This window comes from Shewanella sp. SG41-4, assembly GCF_014164505.1.
In the GTDB taxonomy this organism is placed as follows: domain Bacteria; phylum Pseudomonadota; class Gammaproteobacteria; order Enterobacterales; family Shewanellaceae; genus Shewanella.
This window is the reverse complement of sequence record NZ_JACJFI010000060.1, coordinates 1-18,004: the sequence shown is the minus strand read 5'-3', so window position 1 is coordinate 18,004 and position 18,004 is coordinate 1. Positions and strand designations below refer to the sequence as shown.

General features: G+C 41.0%; 16 protein-coding genes and 4 tRNA genes. 16 read left to right on the top strand and 4 right to left on the bottom strand.

Annotated features, from left to right (window positions below):
• Window positions 1-87 precede the first annotated feature (87 nt).
• From H5202_RS08120 to H5202_RS08105, 4 genes are all read left to right on the top strand, one after another.
• Window positions 88-163, top strand: a tRNA-Val gene (locus H5202_RS08120).
• 41 nt (window positions 164-204) lie between these two features.
• Window positions 205-280 (top strand) — tRNA-Val (locus H5202_RS08115).
• A 33-nt stretch (window positions 281-313) separates the two neighbouring features.
• Window positions 314-389: transfer RNA gene (locus H5202_RS08110), tRNA-Val, on the top strand.
• 34 nt (window positions 390-423) lie between these two features.
• Window positions 424-499, top strand: a tRNA-Val gene (locus H5202_RS08105).
• Window positions 500-668: 169 nt separating this feature from the next.
• On the opposite strand, the gene H5202_RS08100 is transcribed toward H5202_RS08105, so the two are convergent.
• Window positions 669-2,498 (bottom strand): ABC transporter ATP-binding protein, encoded by a 1,830-nt coding sequence (locus tag H5202_RS08100; protein WP_182771636.1) that lies wholly within the window; start codon window positions 2,496-2,498, stop codon window positions 669-671.
• A 211-nt stretch (window positions 2,499-2,709) separates the two neighbouring features.
• On the opposite strand from H5202_RS08100, the gene H5202_RS08095 reads away from it, so the two are divergent.
• The 6 genes from H5202_RS08095 (at window position 2,710) to sstT (ending at window position 9,727) form a co-directional block, all read left to right on the top strand.
• Window positions 2,710-4,245 carry an AlkA N-terminal domain-containing protein gene (locus H5202_RS08095; RefSeq protein WP_182771635.1) on the top strand — a complete coding sequence of 512 codons (1,536 nt, stop codon included), beginning with the start codon at window positions 2,710-2,712 and terminating at the stop codon, window positions 4,243-4,245.
• Between the two features lie 4 nt (window positions 4,246-4,249).
• Window positions 4,250-4,801 (top strand): methylated-DNA--[protein]-cysteine S-methyltransferase, encoded by a 552-nt coding sequence (locus H5202_RS08090; RefSeq protein WP_182771634.1) that lies wholly within the window; start codon window positions 4,250-4,252, stop codon window positions 4,799-4,801.
• Between the two features lie 72 nt (window positions 4,802-4,873).
• Complete coding sequence (locus tag H5202_RS08085) at window positions 4,874-6,160, top strand: DEAD/DEAH box helicase (RefSeq protein ID WP_182771633.1); 1,287 nt, start codon at window positions 4,874-4,876, stop codon at window positions 6,158-6,160.
• An 11-nt stretch (window positions 6,161-6,171) separates the two neighbouring features.
• Window positions 6,172-6,651 carry a protein-tyrosine phosphatase family protein gene (locus tag H5202_RS08080; protein WP_182771632.1) on the top strand — a complete coding sequence of 160 codons (480 nt, stop codon included), beginning with the start codon at window positions 6,172-6,174 and terminating at the stop codon, window positions 6,649-6,651.
• 457 nt (window positions 6,652-7,108) lie between these two features.
• Complete coding sequence (locus H5202_RS08075; protein WP_259397242.1) at window positions 7,109-7,999, top strand: chemotaxis protein CheV; 891 nt, start codon at window positions 7,109-7,111, stop codon at window positions 7,997-7,999.
• A gap of 495 nt (window positions 8,000-8,494) precedes the next feature.
• Window positions 8,495-9,727: a serine/threonine transporter SstT gene (gene sstT, locus H5202_RS08070; RefSeq protein ID WP_182771631.1), complete on the top strand. Its 1,233-nt coding sequence runs from the start codon at window positions 8,495-8,497 to the stop codon at window positions 9,725-9,727.
• 78 nt (window positions 9,728-9,805) lie between these two features.
• Here sstT and H5202_RS08065 read toward each other — a convergent pair whose 3' ends face one another.
• From H5202_RS08065 to H5202_RS08055, 3 genes are all read right to left on the bottom strand, one after another.
• The gene (locus tag H5202_RS08065) at window positions 9,806-10,459 is read right to left on the bottom strand and encodes an RluA family pseudouridine synthase (RefSeq protein ID WP_182771630.1); all 654 of its coding nucleotides are present in this window, start codon (window positions 10,457-10,459) and stop codon (window positions 9,806-9,808) included.
• 152 nt (window positions 10,460-10,611) lie between these two features.
• On the bottom strand, window positions 10,612-11,193 hold the full coding sequence (locus H5202_RS08060) for a protein disulfide oxidoreductase (protein WP_182771629.1): 582 nt from the start codon (window positions 11,191-11,193) through the stop codon (window positions 10,612-10,614).
• Window positions 11,194-11,222: 29 nt separating this feature from the next.
• A complete protein-coding gene (locus H5202_RS08055) occupies window positions 11,223-11,819 on the bottom strand; it encodes an acyl carrier protein phosphodiesterase (RefSeq protein ID WP_182771628.1) in 597 nt (198 codons plus the stop codon).
• A gap of 193 nt (window positions 11,820-12,012) precedes the next feature.
• Between H5202_RS08055 and H5202_RS08050 the strand changes: the two genes are divergently transcribed.
• From H5202_RS08050 to secF, 6 genes are all read left to right on the top strand, one after another.
• Window positions 12,013-12,201 carry a hypothetical protein gene (locus tag H5202_RS08050; RefSeq protein WP_182771627.1) on the top strand — a complete coding sequence of 63 codons (189 nt, stop codon included), beginning with the start codon at window positions 12,013-12,015 and terminating at the stop codon, window positions 12,199-12,201.
• Between the two features lie 68 nt (window positions 12,202-12,269).
• Window positions 12,270-13,310 (top strand): tRNA preQ1(34) S-adenosylmethionine ribosyltransferase-isomerase QueA, encoded by a 1,041-nt coding sequence (gene queA, locus H5202_RS08045; RefSeq protein ID WP_182771626.1) that lies wholly within the window; start codon window positions 12,270-12,272, stop codon window positions 13,308-13,310.
• 142 nt (window positions 13,311-13,452) lie between these two features.
• Window positions 13,453-14,577 (top strand): tRNA guanosine(34) transglycosylase Tgt, encoded by a 1,125-nt coding sequence (tgt, locus tag H5202_RS08040; protein ID WP_011638151.1) that lies wholly within the window; start codon window positions 13,453-13,455, stop codon window positions 14,575-14,577.
• A 25-nt stretch (window positions 14,578-14,602) separates the two neighbouring features.
• Window positions 14,603-14,935 carry a preprotein translocase subunit YajC gene (gene yajC / locus H5202_RS08035; RefSeq protein ID WP_011638150.1) on the top strand — a complete coding sequence of 111 codons (333 nt, stop codon included), beginning with the start codon at window positions 14,603-14,605 and terminating at the stop codon, window positions 14,933-14,935.
• A 17-nt stretch (window positions 14,936-14,952) separates the two neighbouring features.
• The gene (gene secD, locus H5202_RS08030) at window positions 14,953-16,803 is read left to right on the top strand and encodes a protein translocase subunit SecD (RefSeq protein ID WP_182771625.1); all 1,851 of its coding nucleotides are present in this window, start codon (window positions 14,953-14,955) and stop codon (window positions 16,801-16,803) included.
• Between the two features lie 14 nt (window positions 16,804-16,817).
• Window positions 16,818-17,765: a protein translocase subunit SecF gene (gene secF / locus H5202_RS08025; RefSeq protein WP_011638148.1), complete on the top strand. Its 948-nt coding sequence runs from the start codon at window positions 16,818-16,820 to the stop codon at window positions 17,763-17,765.
• Window positions 17,766-18,004 lie beyond the last annotated feature (239 nt).

Here is an 18,004-nt window from a genome sequence, read left to right as displayed (position 1 = left end):
GAGCACCTTCCTTACAAGTGGGTGGTCACTGGTTCGAGCACAGTAGCGACCACCATATAATTATCGAAACGGTTGTGTAGAGTCCCAGGTCGCTTAGCTCAGCTGGGAGAGCACCTCCCTTACAAGGAGGGGGTCACTGGTTCGAGCCCAGTAGCGACCACCATTTCTCTAATAGATTGGTGGACTCAAAAGTAAAATATCCCAGGTCGCTTAGCTCAGCTGGGAGAGCACCTCCCTTACAAGGAGGGGGTCACTGGTTCGAGCCCAGTAGCGACCACCATATTTTACAATGTTACAAGAATTGATGTTCCCAGGTCGCTTAGCTCAGCTGGGAGAGCACCTCCCTTACAAGGAGGGGGTCACTGGTTCGAGCCCAGTAGCGACCACCATATCAATTTAAGCTTACATTTACGTTTTATCCCAGGTCGCTTAGCTCAGCTGGGAGAGCACCTCCCTTACAAGGAGGGGGTCACTGGTTCGAGCCCAGTAGCGACCACCATATTTTTGTATTACCCCTTCTGAAATTATTCAACGTTTTACCAAACAATCCAAACAATTTAAAGTGTTACTTTCACTCTTTTGTGGCTATCTCTTATTTACGAGCATAAAAAAGCCACTCAAATGTGAATGGCTTTAATTAATTTTTGTTGGTTAACCTCAATGTTATATCAATCTAACCCTAGAAATCCGCCAGTTTGATGGGCCCACAGTTGTGCGTAAATCCCATTGGCATTAATTAGCTCTTGATGAGTACCTTGTTCAACGACGCAACCTTTATCTAATACAATAAGTCTATCCATCGCTGCAATCGTTGAGAGTCGATGTGCTATCGCAATCACTGTTTTACCTTCCATCAATTCATACAACGACTCTTGAATCGCTGCTTCGACTTCAGAATCTAATGCTGAAGTGGCTTCATCAAGCAATAGAATTGGTGCATTCTTAAGTAATACTCTTGCTATGGCAATCCGTTGACGTTGACCACCAGACAGTTTGACACCGCGCTCACCCACTTGTGCATCAAGTCCTTTGTTGCCAAAGGGATCAGTTAAATTGTCAATAAACTCTGCCGCTTGTGCTTGAGTGATCGCCGCTATTAATTTTTCATCACTAGCGTGTGGATCGCCATACAGAATATTTTCACGGATAGAACGATGTAATAACGATGTATCTTGAGTCACCATACCTATATTTGCCCGTAATGAGTCTTGGGTAATATCCGTTATAGGTTGATCATCTATCAGTATTTGGCCTTTTTCAACATCATGAAAACGCATCAATAAGTTTACTAAGGTCGATTTTCCTGCACCAGACCGTCCCACTAAGCCGACTTTCTCACCTGCTTTAATATTTAGGTTTAGCTGCTCAATAACGCCTGTTTTTTCACCATAATGAAAGCAAACCTGGTTGAAATCGATTTTGCCATGGTCAACAACAATGTCTTTTGCATCCATTTTATCTTGAATAGCAATGGGTTTTGATAACGTATTCATACCATCGGTAACGGTACCAATATTTTCAAATAGTGAACTGATTTCCCACATAATCCATTGTGACATGCCATTTAAACGCAACGCTAAACTCACCGCAATCGCAATGGCGCCAACCGTAATAGCATTGTCTGCCCATAACCAAATCGACACTGCGGCAATGGTGAACGCTAATAAGTAATTAATGATTTGCACTAAAACATTAATGATCGTTACCAGACGCATTTGGCCATAAACGGTTTTTAAGAAACGCGTCATACTATCTTGGGCGTAGTCAGCTTCCTGTGTCGTATGCGAGAACAACTTTACGGTTGATATGTTGGTGTAACTGTCGACAATACGGCCTGTCATTGTCGAGCGAGCATCAGCTTGTTCTGTCGATATTGCTTTCAGCTTTGGAACGAGTTTCCATTGAATCAACATATAAGCCGCTAACCAAACGAGCATGGGTAGCATTAAACGTACGTCTGCAGTGGCAATCATGACTAACATGGAGGTGAAATACACTAAAATGTACATCAATACATCCAGTAATTTCATGACCGTTTCACGAACAGCAAGTGAGGTTTGCATTACCTTTGTAGCGATTCGTCCTGCAAAGTCATCTTGATAAAATGAAATACTCTGCTTGAGTAAATAGCGATGTGCTTGCCAACGAATAGCCATGGGGTAGTTACCCAAAAGCGTTTGGTGCACGATAGAAGCATGTAACCAGACAACCAGCGGTATGACCACTAAGACAATCACTGACATGGTAATTAACGTAGTGCTTTCATCTTGCCACAATGTTTGTGGATTTTTGGTGACTAACCAATCTACCAGTTGTCCCATAAAGCCAAACAGTGACACTTCCAACATTGCCATTATGGCTGTTAGTACTGACATGATAATTAAAGGTAAACCAAACCCGCGGGTATAATGACGACAAAATGCGTACAAAGTATTGGGTGGCTGAGTCGGTTCTTCTTGTGGTAAAGCTTGGGTCAATGATTCAAAAAATTTAAACATCTAATGCTCTAACTTAATGGTGAAAATTCTGCTGACTAGGATAACGCAAAAAGGCCAAATGTAATGGGTTAAATTGTTACCATATACGAAACGATTGAGTTCCGTTTTCCGCTAGTCGTGGTTGTTGTATTTCGGTAAAGTAATATCTTAAATACGCTATAAGCAGAGAATAGTTCAGTTTTCCATTGAGTGATGTGAGGTTAAATAGACAATGGTACAGATAAATAGCGATTGTAATATTGCAGCACAGATCTGCCAGCAAGCAAGGCTTAGTCGTGATGCTCGCTTTGATGGTCAATTTTTTACCGGAGTTATCACTACTGGCATTTATTGCCGGTCAATTTGTCCCGCACCTGCACCTTATGAAAAAAATGTCCGTTACTTTGATTCTGCGATAAAAGCGGCTAATGCGGGACTTAGGCCTTGTCTTCGATGCCGGCCAGATAGTGCGCCTAGTTCGTTTGCGTGGTTGGGCACTCAAACAACGTTAATGCGTGCTATCACGTTAATCGAACAAGGCTTTTTAAATGGTGAAGATGCAGGAACGATCGTCAAGTTGGCTGATAAATTAGGTATTACCAGTCGGTATTTAAATAAACTCTTTAACCAAGGTTTGGGGACTTCACCTAAACGTTTTGCGTTATATCAGCAGTTGATGTTTGCTAAGCAGTTATTACACCAAACACAATTATCAATGACAGACATCGCCATGGCCGCTGGTTTTAATAGCATCAGGCGATTTAATGAAATTTTTAAACAAGAACTACTATTAACACCTAGCGATTTACGCCAAAAGAGCCGACATTTAACTGATGTAACTCATCCTTATAAAGATAATCAAGTGAGCACTAACATTAAACCAATAACATTAGTATTATCTTACCGTCCCCCCTTTAATTGGGCGAAGATGTTGGCTTTTTATGCATTTCGTCAAGTTGATAATATGGAAGTCATTGATGATATTTCGGGACGTTATGGCCGAACCTTTTCGTTTAATGGCGTAGAAGGTGTTTTTTACATTTCACCAAATGCCGATAAACCCCAACTTGATGTGAGTATTTACTTAGCTGATGCTAATGATATTAAGTCCTTGCATTATATTACTCTGCAATTACGCCGTATGTTTGATTTAGATGCTGACATGGAAGTCATTCAGCAAGCTTTATCTCCCATCATTAAATTAGGCGCCAAAATTGATAGTGGTTTACGTATACCAGCGGCTGGCAGCGTTTTTGAGGCCGCTTGCCGTGCCGTATTAGGGCAACAAGTCAGTGTAGTGCAAGCCACTAAACTATTAAATTTATTGGTTGAATCTTATGGTGAAACGCTGTTCATCGATGGTAAGACTTGGCAGTTATTTCCTACGGCACAAGCTATTGCTAACGCTTCATTAGATGAACTTAACATGCCAGGAGCTCGAAAATTAGCCTTAAATGCCTTGGGGCAATTTGTGCATCAGCATGCTGACTCAACACCTGACGATTGGTTGTCTGTAAAAGGTATTGGTCCATGGACTGTTGCTTATGCGAATATGCGAGGTTTGAGTGATCCTGATGTGTTTTTGAGTTCTGATTTAGTTATCAAAAATCGTCTTCATGCATTATATGAGCAATCGGGTATACCCATTGAAACCCCTAAATCGTACATAAGCATTGCTGCCGACATTGCAACACAAGCATCACCTTGGGGCAGTTACTTAACCTTCCAGCTTTGGGATAACGATCCTGTCGCTGCAAAAAACGGATAATATTATGACCCATTTTACTTCGCCGAAGTGCCATGCTTTAGTCACAAGTCCTGTTGGTTTACTCTCGCTTAAAGCATCTGAGCATGGATTAACCCATCTGCAGGTTGAAGACCTTGCCCAAACGAGCTCGCTTGTAGAGATTCAAACTCAGTTTATACTCCAACAAAGCAATACTGAGACTACTCAAGATTTAGTGGTACAAGCCCAACAGCACATTGATACAACAGTCATTCAATTAACAGAGTACTTCGCTAATCAAAGGCAGCATTTTAGTGTACCTTTAGCGCCTAAAGGTACCGTGTTTCAACATGAGGTTTGGCATGCTCTGAGTCAATTAACATTCGGCCAGCGCTGCAGTTACAGTGATATCGCCAATACTATTGGGCGACCTAAAGCTGTCAGGGCTGTTGGGGCTGCAAATGGTGCAAACCCAATTGCTATTATCGTTCCGTGTCATCGGGTGATAGGTAAAGGCGGTAAGTTAACCGGTTATGCTTATGGGCTCGATATGAAGCAGTGGCTACTGGACTTGGAAGGGATTGAAGAAATTAACTAATTTATCTGACTGCTGCGCCAAAGTACGTTAAAATGTGCGATTGATAACCATTTTCTTGAGCGCATTTGATACATGACCCAAGCTTCTTTAGCTACGACTTTCGCTGAATTTGGCCTGCATACTCCATTGTTGGCTAGATTAACCGAGCTTAAATACCTTCAGCCTACACCAATCCAAGCTGAAACCATTCCTAGCACATTAACTGGTAAAGACTTACTGGCAGGTGCCAATACTGGCTCAGGTAAAACAGCGGCTTTTGCATTGCCGATATTACATCAATTGATGAGTCGTCGGGCAACATCATCTGCCAAAGGTAACTTTGTTAGTGCGTTAGTCTTGGTTCCAACGCGAGAACTCGCCAAGCAAGTTGCCGACAGCTTTAAATCCTATGCGGTTCATTTAAATGGCGACATTAAAGTGGTTGCTGCATTTGGCGGTGTATCTGTAAATACTCAAATGTTAGCATTGCGTGGCGGCGCGGATGTGGTGGTTGCGACGCCTGGTCGTTTACTCGATTTAGTTTCGTCAAATGCACTAAAATTATCACAAGTAGCAACGTTAGTACTTGATGAAGCAGACCGAATGCTAAGCCTTGGTTTTACTGAAGAGTTGACTCAAGTACTCAATTTACTTCCTAAGCAAAAACAAACGTTATTGTTTTCGGCTACTTTTCCTGATGAAGTCCGTCAACTAACACAAGCACTGTTAGTGAACCCACTTGAAATACAATTACAAAGCGCTGAAGCGAGTACCTTAGTGCAACGTGTAATGACGGTTAATCGTGAAAAAAAGACCGCATTACTTGCACATTTACTACAACAACATCAATGGCGACAAGTATTGATTTTTGTTGGTGCTAAAAATAGTTGTAATCATTTAGCTCAAAAACTGGCTAAACGTGGTATCACTGCAGAAGTGTTTCATGGTGATAAAGCCCAAGGTGCGCGAAGTCGCGTATTGGAAGGTTTTAAGGCGGGTGATATTCAAGTCCTCATTGCGACAGACATTGCTGCCCGTGGCCTTGATATAGAAAAATTACCAGTGGTAATTAATTTTGACTTACCACGCAGTCCAGCAGATTATATGCATCGAATTGGTCGCAGTGGACGTGCGGGAGAGGTGGGTTTAGCGTTGACCTTGTTGTCGCATGATGAGTATCATCACTTCTGTGTTATTGAGAAAAAGAATCAAATTCGCCTTGAACGTGAGCAAGTTAGCGGGTTTGAGGCTGATGATATAGTGCCTGAAAGCGTACTGGAACAACCTAAGCCAATGGCGAAGCCAGAAGGTAGCGGTAAGAAAAAACGTAAAAAGTTGTCCTCAGTTAATGTTGATATTTGGGCTAAAAAACCAGATTAGTAGTAGGTAATATGAAACATATTTTTTGGTTAGTTGATGGACAAGTTGCAGGCCGTAGTGGTCCAAACAAAGATGCATGGGACTTAGCCGAGTTAAAGCAAGCCGGTTTCAGTGCAATTGCATCGTTAAATAATGGTGAAGGTTGTGATACCGACGCTATGGTTGAACTAGGTTTTCGTCATAAAGTATTTAATTTACCTGATAACATTCCACCTAAGCCACATGATTTAGCTATTTGTACTGACATACTCCCTCAAGTATTAGCATTTATTCGTGAATGTGAAACCGAACAGTTGCCAGTGTTACTCCATTGTCGCTCTGGGATCAATCGTACTGAAATGGTGATGGCCTATTATCTGATGGAAAACGGTGCCGCGCCTTTGCATGCAGTTAGCCAAGTTCGAAACGCCAGTGGTTTAGCGTTTGATGCTGAGGGTTGGGACCAATTTGTTTATGATGTGCTTTACGAGCTGCAATCGGTTTCTAACTGATTTATGTCAATTTAAAACATCATAATAATGAGGGAAACAATGATAATTAAATCAGTAGCTGATTTAATTATCATTGTTTCCCTTTGTTTTTTTATTGGGTTGTATTCGGTTCTAACTTGCAGTCTGTTTTAGCTTAATATGCATATATAGCCGATTAAGTTTTTCTCCCTAGCTTTTATAAATTGCGTTAAGAAGGATTTAATCATTGAACTTTTTTGCATAAAATATCGACAGCTTGTTGTCGGAAAAGTATTAACTTCGTTTGCTATTTTTGAACAGAAATAGCAAACAAAGTTATTAATAGCGTTGGTTGTTATCGGATGAATAGCTAATTTTGTGATTTGTAATGATGTTTGCAGATAAAATTGACCACTTAAGCTAGTCTAAAGACTGAGTATAAATGCTATAGTGAAGTTGATTTCAGTCTTCTGTTGAAGGGGTAATGATGAGTCCGAAAATGAGCAAAGCGAATCAATCACAGGGTTTATTGCTATTTAAATTAAATCAAACGCAAGTGTTTGCTTTAGGTACTTTAAAGATTCGTGAACTTGTGCCGTTTACTCCTTTAACCAAAATTCCACATTCTCACTCAGCTATTCTAGGAGCTGCAACCATTCGGGGTATGACTATTCCGATCATCGATATGGCTGCTGGCATTGGTTATAAACCTGTTACCGAAGCAGAACGTAAAGATTGCTATATCATTATTACTGACTGTCAGAGAATGGTAATAGGTTTTCTTGTACGCTCAATCGATAAAATCATAGAGTGTAATTGGCGTAATATCGAAGCTCCTTCTGGTAACTTAGGCAAAAATGCCTTTTTAACAGGAGTAACCCGTTTTAATGATCAACTCGTCCAGTTACTGGATGTCGAGTTATTACTTTCGAAAATATTTCCTGACGATCCAATTAGTAATCGAGCAATATTAACCGATGTTCAACGTGAAAAGTTAACACCACTACGCATTTTGCTAGTGGATGATTCAAAAGTTGCTCGTAAACAATTATCTGATGCGCTCGACTCGATTAACATTGCATATCAAGTGACGGCAGATGGTCGAGATGCACTTAAAATTATGCAACAAGCCGCGGAAGAACGAAAACCTATTGATTTACTGGTGAGTGATATTGAAATGCCTGGACTTGATGGATATGAATTAGCCTTCGAGGTAAAAAATAATCCAGCGATTGAGCACGCGTACATTATTTTACATACTTCATTGTCGAGCGAAATCAGTGTCAGCCAAGCTAAACAAGTCGGAGCCAATGAAGCGTTAACTAAGTTCGATGCTAAAGAGTTAATTGAAGCAATGCTTAGAGGTGCTCAAGCATTGCAACCAGCTTGATAGTGTTTTTGACTTTATAGCCCACATAATATATTTAACAATTTGGCAGCAAGTGATCAGTAACAGTCAATTTAGTGCTTTCTTTATGAGCGATGGTTGATTTTTTTTACTCATTTGGTATCAACACTAGACTTATCACGTGGCATCCTGATATATAGCTACAAGGCTTTTACAGTGTTCAGTATATTCGCTGAGCACAAGGTAATGCTTAACTTTAATGAGGGAGTGCTATCCCTGAAAACGGATTGATTGAAGTGTGCTAGTTGATTGTGGTGAGTTAATCGCACATCAATGAGTAATAATAGCCGGATTTTTTCAGTTATAGCATTGATATTGTCGTGATCTGATGAGTATCGTAACCAATGTATGTTGTCACTTTGAGTTATCAAGGTGATGAATACGTAGATACTACTAGTGTAGTGATGTTTCCTTTTCTAAAGATAAGCAAAACCTTGATCATAAAGAGTCATAAATATAATAATCATAGGTTAAGCAATGAATCAAAAAACATCACTGTTAGCTCGTATCGCTAACGGTAGCCTCGTGCTACAAATTATCAGCGGGATCATTTTGGGCGTGATTCTGGCAAGTATATCAACAACTGGTGCCAACAATGTGGCGTTTTTGGGCTCACTTTTTGTGGGAGCTTTAAAAGCCATTGCGCCAATCTTGGTTTTTGTTTTGGTTGCATCATCGATTGCAAATCAAAAGAAAAATAGCCAAACCAATATGCGTCCTATCATTGTGCTATATCTTCTGGGAACATTTGCTGCTGCATTAACTGCTGTATTATTCAGTTTTGCATTTCCAACGACTTTACTGCTAACGGCTGGAATAGAAGGATCCAATCCCCCTCAAGGGATTAGCGAAGTTCTTAATACCTTATTGTTCAAAATTGTCGATAATCCTGTTAACGCATTATTAACCGGTAATTATATTGGTATTTTAGTGTGGGGGGCTGGCCTTGGAATAACCATGCATCATGCCAGTGACAGTACTAAACAAATGCTCTCCGATGTCAGTGATGCAGTGTCAAATATTGTCCGCTTTGTGATTCGTTTAGCGCCGATTGGTATTTTTGGTTTAGTTGCGGCTACATTCGCGGAAACTGGTTTTGATGCTCTAGCAGGTTATGGCCAATTATTAATGGTACTTGTGGGATCCATGCTATTCATTGCTTTGGTGATTAACCCAATTATCGTTTATGTCAAAATTAAACGTAACCCTTATCCATTAGTATTTAAATGTTTACGTGAAAGTGGTGTTACAGCCTTTTTCACGCGTTCAAGTGCGGCCAATATTCCGGTCAACATGGCACTGTGTGAAGAGCTAAAATTGCACAAAGACACTTATTCAGTGTCTATTCCATTAGGTGCCACTATTAATATGGGCGGTGCAGCGATTACTATCACAGTATTAACATTAGCTGCAGCTCATACTTTGGGCATTCAAGTCGACTTTATGACGGCCCTGCTATTGAGTGTGGTTGCATCCGTTTCAGCTTGTGGTGCTTCAGGTGTTGCCGGTGGTTCACTATTACTCATCCCGTTGGCATGTAGTCTGTTTGGCATTTCTAATGATGTTGCCATGCAAGTTGTGGCAGTTGGTTTTATTATTGGTGTGATTCAAGATTCAGCCGAAACAGCACTAAATAGCTCTACAGATGTTATCTTTACTGCTGCAGCATGTGAAGCTGCTGAAGCGAAAGAGGCTACTAAGGCTAGTTAATTTAGTGACGAATTACTTATAGATAAATGCCGACACGAGCGATTGTGTCGGCATTTTTTCGTTTGAATTGTTAAGGTTCTAAAATGGATGCTGACTAAAAAATGTCATCTCAATTTGGCTATAAGGATGGGTAATTGTGAGTGATTGTGCATGTAGGTTTAACCGTTTACTGGCATTAACTGTTTCAGTATCGCCATAAAATTCATCGCCTAAAATTGCATGTCCAAGCGACAGCATATGAACTCTAAGCTGATGAGTACGACCCGTGTGAGGTTTTAGCTCCATTAGCGTTGATTGCGCTCTGTGTTCAAGCACTTGAAAATAGGTTAATGCCGCTTTACCCGAATCAGTAAGCATTTGGAATGGTGGTGAATCTGGATTAGGTCCTAGCGCAAAGTTCACTTTGCCTTGTTGTTCATCTACATGGCCAATCACTTCAGCAATATACACCTTTTTAGCTTGTCGATTTTGAAATTGAATTTTTAAATGTGATTCCGCTTTTTTTGTCCGAGCAAAAATCATGATCCCAGAAGTATCACAATCTAAACGATGGATCAAAATTGATTCAGGATAGCATCGTTGCAAACGGGTTATTGCCGTATCGTGTGTGTCAGGTGAACGTCCTGGATTTGATAATAAGCCTGAAGGCTTATTGATGACGATAATGTCACGGTCTTTATAGCGTATGTCCAACCACGGAATCGATGGTGGTTGATAAGTAAAGATGTGCATTATAAATTGTTCTCTCTCATTGTGTCGGATTCAGGTATTAATGTAGCGAAAAGTGAATGTCGCAAGTACTCATGTCGCGGATACTAACAAAGTTTTACTGATAACTAAAAACCAATTATCCGGTTTAATAATGCTGTTTGATTATTGCAGCCTTACCAAGTTGCTAACCACAACCGTAATGACATTCCCCAACTGCTTGTAACACCTGAGGTAACAAAGCGAATATTGTTTTCAGTATCAACGATATAAATAGCGGGCAAAGCCATTGCGCCCCATTGTTGACTTAATTGCATTGTTTGATGCTGATTGATGACATCAAAATGATAATGATGATGTTGCATAAAGGTGCTTATGTCGTCGTCAGAGCCTGAAGCTACCGCAATGGATACAACCTGATAATCGGGATTAAGATTTACCGAGTTCACCATAGGAGAGGTAATTTTACACACTGGACACCATGTGCCCCAGAAATAAACCAAGGTAGGTTTATTTTTGGTACCTATTTCTCTTATATGCAGCTTGGCGTCAGCTGATGTTGTAGTAAATAATGAAATTGGTTTATTTGCTATCGTGTGTGCGTTAATTGGCGTTGCCACGCCTGTTTTCATATCTCGCTGTAGATAACTCGCAATAGTAAACAATACAATCCCGATAACGATAATATCGCGAAGGCTAGTTAGCCAAAATCGTTTGGATTTGAGCGTGATTTTTAGATTAATTAACCATGATGGCATACGACATTAATTCCTATAAATACCCAGTGTTAAGGTAAATATACAGCCGGAGTCTTGCGACTATAGTGTCTGCTATAGGCCATTAATTGTGGGTAAAATGTCCTAAATGCAATTTCGATATCAATATAAATCTTATCAATATCGTTAATAGCATGGTCAAATAGTTCTGGTTTTGATAAACGACGACTGACGCCTTTAATCGCTTGGTTTAATCCTTGCCTTGTTTGATAACTACTAAGCCAATCTTGCTCGATAATTTGCGGTGCAATGGCTTGCAACGTAGGAGGAAGCTCTAATGTAGTGCTCAGTTGCTGGTATGCTTTTTGGCAAAATTCATCTAATGGCTGGTGATGATACTCTTCCCAATAAAACGCTAAATAATGATCGAATACTAAGTCAACTAATATAGGTGCTACGCGACGTGAAGTTTTAGGGAACAGCTTGAGCAGGTCGATAATAATTTCATGACTATCAGTAATTTGGTCTATCTGACGATGAAGCCATATCCCTTGTTGCAGATGTTTTGGATGTTGCTCTATGTTACCTTTCGCGAAATCACCCGACAAATTAGCTACTAGGTGAGTATCGCTGATGTCGGCTAAATGTAAGTGAGCTAAAAAGTTCATAAATTGTACTTCTAATTTTATTATTTTACAGTATGATACAAGCCGTTTGTAACAAAGCGTTACAAGATGACGAGTGAGTGGCGTTAATCATAACGTTTTATAGATAAATGTCATGGAGTATTGAACTTGGTATTGTTGTGATGCGTATATAAAACGGCTTTTAAAGATATTGGATTAATTTTAGGGATCAAGGATGATGAAAGACTGGATTAAAAAGTTATTGGGTAAGCCAGCTGCACCAAAAAGAAATAAAGTACACATCGACATGCGTTATGAAGAACATTCATATAAATCGGACCAAACCTTTGACTCTGCCAAGTCAGATACTATTGAGCTGGACGATATCGACACCGAGTCGACAGAACAAAAGCCGACAAAGTAATCACCAAACTTGATCTTAACCCGCAGTCACCATAGACTAGCGGCCGTTTTTACTGTTGAGATCATACTATGCGTGTTGCAGATTTTTCATTCGACCTACCTGATGAGCTGATTGCTCGCTATCCGACAGCACAACGCAATGCTTCGCGTTTACTCACATTAAGTGGCGAAAATAGTGAGCTTGCAGACAAAAAATTTACTGATTTATTCAATCTGGTCAATCCTGGAGACTTGATGGTGTTTAATAACACCCGAGTTATACCAGCACGTTTATTTGGCCAGAAGTCGACTGGCGGTAAGCTTGAGATTCTCGTTGAGCGTATGCTCGACGATAAACGCATTCTAGCCCACGTTCGCAGTTCAAAATCTCCTAAAGTCGATACACTTATTGACTTAGACGGCGGCTACCAAATGAAAATGTTGGCTCGTCACGATGCATTGTTCGAGCTTGAATTACTGTCTGATAAAACCATATTAGAAGTACTTGAAGACGTTGGTCATATGCCACTGCCTCCTTACATTGATCGTCCAGATGAAGATGCTGATAAAGAACGTTATCAAACAGTGTATAACCAAACACCAGGCGCAGTAGCTGCACCAACTGCAGGGTTACACTTTGACGATGCCATGTTGGCCGATTTAAAAGCTAAAGGGGTTAATATTGCCTTTGTGACTTTGCATGTGGGAGCGGGTACATTCCAACCAGTGCGAGTCGATAATGTGCTTGAGCACAAGATGCATTCAGAATGGGCTAATGTGTCACAAGAGGTTGTTGACCTAATTGCGCAAACTAAAGCGGCTGGAAATCGTGTTGTTGCCGTCGGCACAACCTCAGTTCGTTCATTAGAAAGTGCAGCGCGTGCAAGTGGAGATCGTCCTCTTGAAGCCTTTAGTGGTGATACCGATATCTTTATTTACCCAGGTTTTCAATTTAAAGTTGTTGATGCCATGGTCACTAATTTTCATTTGCCAGAATCAACATTAATCATGTTGCTGAGTGCTTTTGCTGGTTATGAAGCGGTTATGAAAGCTTATCAACATGCGATTACGCAAAAATATCGCTTTTTTAGTTATGGCGATGCGATGTTTGTGACGAAAAAAGCCCCGTAAGCAATGAATTTGATTTAAAATACTCGCCCACAATAGTGGGCGTTTTTTTGATTTAATGTGTCAGTAACCTTGAAGCATTAAAATTTGCCCTCATTACTATAGAAACTTAACGAGTCAGACTGTTTATCTGGCAAGGTGATTTATGAAATTTGAATTAGATACAACTGATGGTCGCGCACGTCGCGGACGTCTTATTTTTGATCGCGGTACAGTAGAAACGCCAGCATTTATGCCTGTGGGAACTTACGGTACGGTAAAAGGTATGACGCCTGAAGAAGTACGTGCTACTGGTGCCGACATTTTATTGGGCAACACCTTCCATTTATGGTTGCGTCCTGGCGAAGAGATCATGCGTAAACATGGTGATTTGCACGACTTTATGAATTGGCAGCGTCCTATTTTAACTGACTCGGGTGGATTCCAAGTGTTTAGTTTAGGTGACATTCGTAAAATCACTGAAGAAGGTGTACATTTCCGTTCACCGATAAATGGTGAAAAGATTTTCTTGGACCCAGAAAAATCAATGCAAATTCAGGATTCTTTAGGATCTGATGTGGTGATGATTTTTGATGAATGTACCCCGTATCCTGCAACCCATGACGAAGCGCGTAAGTCGATGCAAATGTCACTGCGTTGGGCTAAACGCTCACGTGATGAGTTTGACCGCTTAGAAAACCCCAACTCTTTGTTTGGTATTATTCAAGGTGGCGTTTTTGAAGATTTACGTGACGAGAGTGTAAAGGGTCTTCTAGACATCGGTTTTGATGGTTACGCCGTAGGTGGTTTAGCTGTGGGCGAGCCCAAAGCTGACATGCACCGTATTTTAGAGCATGTTTGTCCGCAAATTCCTGCTGACAAGCCGCGCTATTTAATGGGCGTAGGTAAACCTGAAGATTTAGTCGAAGGTGTTCGTCGTGGTGTGGATATGTTTGACTGTGTAATGCCAACACGTAATGCCCGTAATGGCCATTTATTTACCAGTGAAGGTGTCATTAAAATTCGTAACGCACGTCACCGTGATGACACAGCAACATTAGATCCTAAGTGTGATTGTTACACTTGTAAAAACTATTCACGTGCTTATTTATACCATTTAGATCGTTGTAATGAAATTCTAGGTGCGCGTTTAAACACCATCCATAATTTACGTTATTACCAAATGTTGATGGAAGGTTTGCGCGGCGCAATTGAGACAGGTACATTAGACGCCTTTGTTAAGGAGTTCTATACCAGTTTTGGTCGTGAAGTACCCGAGTTAATCGTTTAATTTTAGCTAATAAGAAGAGAGAACTATGTTTATTTCAAATGCATATGCAAGTCCAATCAGTGGTGTAGCCGGTGGCGAAACCATGCAGTTAATTTTCATGCTAGTCATGTTTGGATTAATTTTTTACTTCATGATTTTCCGTCCACAGTCAAAGCGTGTAAAAGAGCACAAAAACCTAATGGCGTCGATTTCAAAAGGTGATGAAGTGTTAACCAGTGGTGGCATTCTCGGTAAAGTGACCAAAATCGGTGAAGAAAGTGATTATGTGTTATTAGCGATTAATGATAACAACCAAATCACGATTAAAAAGGATTACATCGCAGCGGTATTGCCTAAAGGTTCTATCCAGTCGTTATAAGCCAAGAGGGCTATGGTGTGTTAAATAAATACCCAATGTGGAAAAACATCATGGTGATGCTTGTCATCGCCATTGGTAGTTTTTATGCAATACCAAATTTGTTTGGTGAAGATCATGCAGTGCAGATTGTCGCAACTCGCGGCGCAGAAGTTACTGCATCGACACAAACGGCTGTGGTTGATTTATTAGATAGCCAGGGTATTGCCGTAAAGCGTACCGAGCTTGAAAATGGTCAGTTATTGGTCCGAGTGCAAAATCCTGAGCAGCAGTTGGTAGCGAAAGAAGCTATCGCTGAACTACTTGGTCAGAAATATACCGTTGCGTTAAACTTAGCTCCGGCAACTCCAGAATGGCTTGAAGCTGTTGGTGGGTCGCCGATGAAATTAGGTTTAGATTTACGTGGTGGAGTTCACTTCTTGATGGAAGTGGATATGGGCGAAGCTATTCGTAAAATGGAAGAAGCTAAGATAGCTGATTTCCGTAGCCAGCTTCGTGAAGAAAAAATTCGTTATGCTGGTATTCGTAAAACCCCTAAAGGAATTGCGATTAAGTTTCGAGATGCTGAAACTGTCGACCAAGCTGAGACTTTTTTAAAGACCCGCAGTAATGACATGACCTATACCGATGCTAGCAGCGGTAATGAGTTCATTCTTCTTGCTACCATGAGTGATGCTTACCTTAAGCAAATTAAGGAAGAAGCACTGCAGCAAAACATTACCACTATTCGTAACCGTGTTAACGAGTTGGGTGTTGCTGAGCCAGTAGTACAACGTCAAGGCGCTGAGCGCATTATTGTTGAACTGCCTGGTGTGCAAGATACTGCTCGTGCAAAAGAAATTTTAGGTGCTACGGCATCAATTGAATTTCGTATGGTTGACGATAAAGCTGACGTAAGTGCAGCGGCAAGTGGTCGTGTACCCGCAGGTGCTGAAGTGTACCAACGTCGTGAAGGCGGGATTGCCGTATTGAAGAAAGAAGTGATGCTAACCGGTGATCATATCACTGGTGCACAACCTACTTTTGATGAATACAGCCGTCCACAGGTAGCGATTAATCTTGACGCAAAAGGCGGCTCGATTTTCTCTAACGTGACTAAAGATAATATCGGCAAACCAATGGCAACATTGTTTATCGAATATAAAGACAGTGGTACACGTAATCCTGATGGCACAGTGAAAATGACTCGTATTGAAGAGGTCATTTCAGTTGCGACGATTCAGGCTCGTTTAGGTCGTAATTTTGTTATTACTGGTCTTGAGCACACTGAAGCACAAAGCTTAGCATTATTGTTACGTGCTGGCGCGCTGATTGCGCCAGTGACCATTGTAGAAGAAAGAACCATTGGCCCAAGCCTAGGTGCTGAAAACATCCAAAACGGTGTTCAAGCAATGATTTGGGGTATGGTTGTTGTTCTTGTATTTATGATGGTTTACTACCGTGCATTTGGTTTTATTGCCAACCTTGCATTGCTGGCAAACCTAATAATGGTTGTTGGTGTGATGTCTATGATCCCAGGTGCGGTATTAACCTTACCAGGTATTGCTGGCATGGTATTAACGGTGGGCATGGCGGTTGACGGTAACGTACTTATTTTTGAACGTATCCGTGAAGAACTTCTTGGCGGCCGCAGCGTACAACAAGCTATCCATGAAGGTTATGGTAATGCTTTTTCAACCATTGCAGATGCTAACATTACTACCTTTATGACAGCGTTAATCTTGTTTGCTGTTGGTACCGGTGCGGTGAAAGGCTTTGCTGTTACCTTAATGATAGGTATCGCGACTTCGATGTTTACAGCCATTGTTGGCACACGCTCAATCGTGAATGCGGTTTGGGGTGGTAAGCGCGTTAAGTCATTGTCTATCTAAGGGAGAAGTTGAACATGTTTCAGATATTTTCAGTAAAGAATACAGTCGACTTCCTTCGTCATGCGTTTCCTATTAGTGTAATGTCGTTGATCTTAGTTATTGCTTCTTTTGTATCTTTAGGCGTACAAGGTATTAACTGGGGCTTAGACTTTACCGGCGGTACGGTTGTTGAAATGGAGTTTTCTGCTCCTGTTGACTTAAATGCTCTACGTGCAACCATGACGACTGATGAAGCTGAAGGAGCCGTGGTACAGAACTTTGGTTCAAGCCGCGATATCTTGGTGCGTTTACCGGTCAGAAATGAGTTGAAAAGTGATGTCCAGGTTGCTGCAGTATTAACTGCTGCGCAGTCAATTGATTCAGGCGTGATTCAAAAGCGTGTTGAGTTTGTTGGGCCACAAGTAGGTAAGGAACTCGCGGAGCAGGGTGGCTTAGCCGTTATTGTTGCCTTAATTTGTATCCTTATCTACGTATCATTTCGTTTTGAATGGCGTTTAGCTGCAGGTTCTGTAGCGGCGCTAGCCCATGACGTTATTGTGACCTTAGGGGTATTTTCGGTATTACAGCTTGAGTTTGACTTGACCGTATTGGCAGGTTTATTAACAGTTGTGGGTTACTCACTTAACGATACCATCGTAGTGTATGACCGTATCCGTGAAAACTTCCTTAAAATGCGCAAAGGCACCCCTGTAGAGATTGTGAATACCTCAATCACTCAGACCATGAGTCGTACTGTTATTACCACAGGTACTACATTAATTACCGTTATTGCGCTGTTTTTAAAGGGCGGCACAATGATCCATGGCTTTGCGACTGCATTGTTACTCGGTATTTTTGTTGGTACGTACTCATCAATTTACGTGGCAAGTTATTTAGCCATTAAATTGGGTATCAACCGTGAGCATATGTTACCGGTAGAGATTGAGAAAGAAGGTGCTGATCAGCCTTCAATGATGCCTTAATCAGTATTAGTAATCTTAATCGCTAAAAAGAAACCCCAGCTTGCTGGGGTTTCTTTTTATGCCTAAGTTATGATCTTTTGTTCTGCTAAATGCACTTCACAGGCAGCCAATAACGTTTTATGCCATTGAGTTTGTGGATCAATTATCAGAGCTTCCCACCCATCACTACCGAGTATGTCGACACTGTTAAAAATCAGTGAAGTTAACGCCATAGTGCCAGATACTCTAAATGTACCGAT